This window comes from Clostridium sp., from assembly GCF_051650885.1.
In the GTDB taxonomy this organism is placed as follows: Bacteria; Bacillota; Clostridia; order Clostridiales; family Clostridiaceae; genus Clostridium.
Genome location: NZ_JBOFRG010000177.1, coordinates 1 through 3,176 on the forward strand (window position 1 = coordinate 1; position 3,176 = coordinate 3,176).

5 protein-coding genes and 1 pseudogene are annotated in these 3,176 nt (G+C 28.0%); 5 read left to right on the forward strand and 1 reads right to left on the reverse strand.

Features of this window, described 5'->3' with window-relative positions:
- The 3 genes and pseudogenes from ACRC28_RS08535 to ACRC28_RS08545 all read left to right on the forward strand — a co-directional run.
- Positions 1-188: pseudogene (locus tag ACRC28_RS08535) on the forward strand (hypothetical protein); the annotation flags it as partial.
- Positions 189-328: 140 nt separating this feature from the next.
- A complete protein-coding gene (gene mntA, locus ACRC28_RS08540; RefSeq protein WP_438543032.1) occupies positions 329-739 on the forward strand; it encodes a type VII toxin-antitoxin system MntA family adenylyltransferase antitoxin in 411 nt (136 codons plus the stop codon).
- Complete coding sequence (locus ACRC28_RS08545; protein WP_438543033.1) at positions 732-968, forward strand: HepT-like ribonuclease domain-containing protein; 237 nt, start codon at positions 732-734, stop codon at positions 966-968. Before mntA ends, ACRC28_RS08545 begins: the two co-directional genes overlap by 8 nt.
- Before the next feature lie 48 nt (positions 969-1,016).
- Here ACRC28_RS08545 and ACRC28_RS08550 read toward each other — a convergent pair whose 3' ends face one another.
- Positions 1,017-2,000 (reverse strand): S66 family peptidase, encoded by a 984-nt coding sequence (locus ACRC28_RS08550; RefSeq protein ID WP_438543034.1) that lies wholly within the window; start codon positions 1,998-2,000, stop codon positions 1,017-1,019.
- Between the two features lie 165 nt (positions 2,001-2,165).
- Here ACRC28_RS08550 and ACRC28_RS08555 point away from each other — a divergent pair, with 165 nt between their 5' ends.
- Both ACRC28_RS08555 and ACRC28_RS08560 read left to right on the forward strand, forming a co-directional pair.
- On the forward strand, positions 2,166-2,870 hold the full coding sequence (locus ACRC28_RS08555; protein WP_438543035.1) for an MgtC/SapB family protein: 705 nt from the start codon (positions 2,166-2,168) through the stop codon (positions 2,868-2,870).
- A 92-nt stretch (positions 2,871-2,962) separates the two neighbouring features.
- On the forward strand, positions 2,963-3,176 hold a 214-nt coding region (locus ACRC28_RS08560), incomplete at its 3' end, for an HAD-IIB family hydrolase (RefSeq protein ID WP_438543036.1).

A 3,176-nucleotide genomic window follows, 5' to 3' on the forward strand; every position in this document is an offset into this window, starting at 1 on the left:
ATATACTAAAAAGTAATGTATTTAAAGAGCTTAATCTTCCAGTTGAAGACATAATAGAAGGAAAGTATATAAAGGCATTAAGAAGTAGTATGGACATAGGGAAAAGTCTTTTAAACTTACTAGATGATGAAAAGATTAAAGAAGTTACAGGATTAAGTATAGAAGAAATAAGGAAATTAAGATTATAATAAGAAAAGGAATCGCTATAATATTGATGGTGATTCCTTTGAAATTTGTATAAAATGTTAATTTGAAGTATAGTGTTTTTGGTTTTAGAATGATGAATAATAAGGTATACTTAAGGGAGTAGATTATTAGGAGAAATATTATGGAAAAAAAAGATATATTTAAAAAGTTTAATAATAGAGAAATACAAAAAGAGTTAGAAGGTTTAAATATTAAAAGTGTGATATTGTTTGGAAGTCTAGTATATGGAGATTTTACAGTAGAGTCAGATATAGATATTGCAGTGATAGGAGAAGATATTTTAAAGCTTAAAGATATTTTAAAATTGGAAAGCTTCTTTGAAGATGAATTAGATAGAGAAATTGATTTAGTAGATTTAAAGAATGAAAACTTAGATATATTTTTAAAAGTGAAAATATTAAATGATGGTGAAAAAGTATATACATCTGATAATAATAATGAATTTAATAAATACTATGACAAAATAGATAATTATTACAATGTAAATAAAAGTTTTTTTGAAATAAGAAAGAGGGATTTATTTAGTGAATAAAGAAAAGTTATTAAAATTAATTGGCGATATGAAAAAAGCCCTTAAGAGACTTAGTGTGGACAATGTAATTGATAGAGAGTTATATGATTTTTTAGATTATGCAAGATTATTAAGAAATAGGATATCTCACAGATATAAAGAGCCTTCAAGAGCGGAATTATTAGAGTTTATAAGTGAAAATATTAATAAATTTGAAGAAGTTATTAAACTTGCAGAAAAATATTATTAAAATGAAGAGACTATCTCATTTCGAGATAGTCTCTTTTGGATTGGATAACTAAAAGGATAGAATGGTGATTTCCTTATTTGTTGCATCAAGCTTGATTTTTGAGCCTATTGGAAGTGTAATCATAGGATGTGTATGAGCACAATCAAATTCAGCTAAAAATGGAATTTTTCTATTTCCTAGAACTTCTAAAAGAATTTCATAAGGCTTTCTTCCCGTATTAGAATCTTTGAATAGTTCATGTTTTCCAAGTATAATTCCAGAAACCTTATCTAAAATTCCATTTACTTTTAAAAGTGAAAAGCTTCTCTCAATTGTTGCAGCATCTTTTAAAGAATCTTCAATAAATAAAATATCTCCAAAGTTTATATCTGGCATATAAGGGCTTCCTATAATTCCACTAATAGTATTTAAGTTTCCACCAATAACTCTTCCTTCTGCAATCCCATCATAAACAGTTATAAGAGAATTTGTATAAGCAGTCTTACCTCTATCTTGCTCTTCCCAAGAAATAAATTCATCAGTCCAAGCTTTAGGGTTTTCTATTTTATAAGGAAGGGTTGGATTTATTAAAATATCTTCAAAGTATTTAAATGTTTCTGAAACAAAGGGGTCAAGTTCTCCAAAGGATGCCACTAAGGCAGGTCCATAAAAAGTTTGGATACCTGTTTTAGCATAAACTCCAAGTAAGATTGCAGTTACATCTGAATATCCTATAATAGGCTTTGGATTTTTTTTAAAAGCTTCATAGTCTATATAAGGAAGAAGAGAATTTGAGTTCATCCCACCTATAGTTGACATAATACATTTAACCTTAGGATTTCTAATTAATTCATTTAATTCCATAGCTCTTTCCTTAATATTTCCTGAGCGATAGAAATCTTCCTTTCCTGTAAGACTTCCATATAAAACTTTAAAGCCCTTACCTTCTAAAAATTCAACTCCTCTTTTAAACCTTTTAGGACAAGTATAAGTTATAGGAGCAGATGGTGAGAAAATGCCTATTGTATCACCTTTTTGCAGTTTGAAATTCATAAAGTACACCTCCAAATTAAGTATAATATTTACATTATAAAAGGAAAAAATTATAAGGTAAAGATTATCCTTTTGTAAATGTTTAAAATAAATTAAAACATAAGTTTTCTAAGAGATAGTAAAATAAGATAAAGAAGAAATTAAACAAGGAAAGGAGAAATGAAAATGGAACTTAATGGGCTTATAGTACATGGAAGTGGATATAATATGTGGAATATTGTATTAAGGCTTTTACTTGCAAGTGTTCTAGCAGGAATTATTGGAGTTGAGAGAGAGCTTAAGGCAAAGGATGCAGGGCTTAGAACTCACTTTTTAGTAGGGATTGGTAGTGCACTTATTATGATAATTTCTCAATATGGTTTTATGGAAGTTATTAAATATAATAATATTTCTGTAGACCCTAGCCGTATAGCAGCACAGGTTGTTTCTGGGATTGGATTCTTAGGAGCAGGAACTATTATGATTAATAAGAGGGCTGTAAGAGGACTTACTACAGCAGCAGGAATTTGGGTAGCAGCAGCTATTGGACTTGCATGTGGTGCAGGACTTTTTATCATTGCAATAATTACAACAGTTGCAGTTCTTTTAGGACTTGAAATTCTTCAAAGAATATTTAAACTTCATACATATAGGATGGTAGAGCTTAAAGTTATACTTTCAAAAAAGCCAAAGGGTGAACTTGAAAAATTATTACAAGAAAAATCTATACAAATAATTAAATATAGTACAGAAGTAGAAAAGTTAGATGAGCATAATTCATATTACATAAAATATCAGTTTAGGTGTAAAAACAATTTAAATACAATAGAATTAGTTGAAAAAATAAATGAAATGCATTCAGTTAAATGTGTAAATATAGAATACATTTAAAATGGTGTTTGAATACTAATTTAAAGAAATGATATAATAAAATTTAGGGGAAATCCTAAAGACTTATTATAGGAAGAAAAGGGGAATATACAATGTACAAATTAATAGCATTAGATATGGATGGGACACTTTTAAATAGTGAAAAAAAGATTACTGAAAGAACAAAGGAAGCTATAAGAAAAGCTAGAGAAAAAGGCGTATATGTAGTTTTAGCATCAGGAAGACCAATTGATGGACTTTTAAAATATTTAGAAGAATTAGATTTAATAAGCGATGATGATTATGTATTAAGCTATAATGGATGCT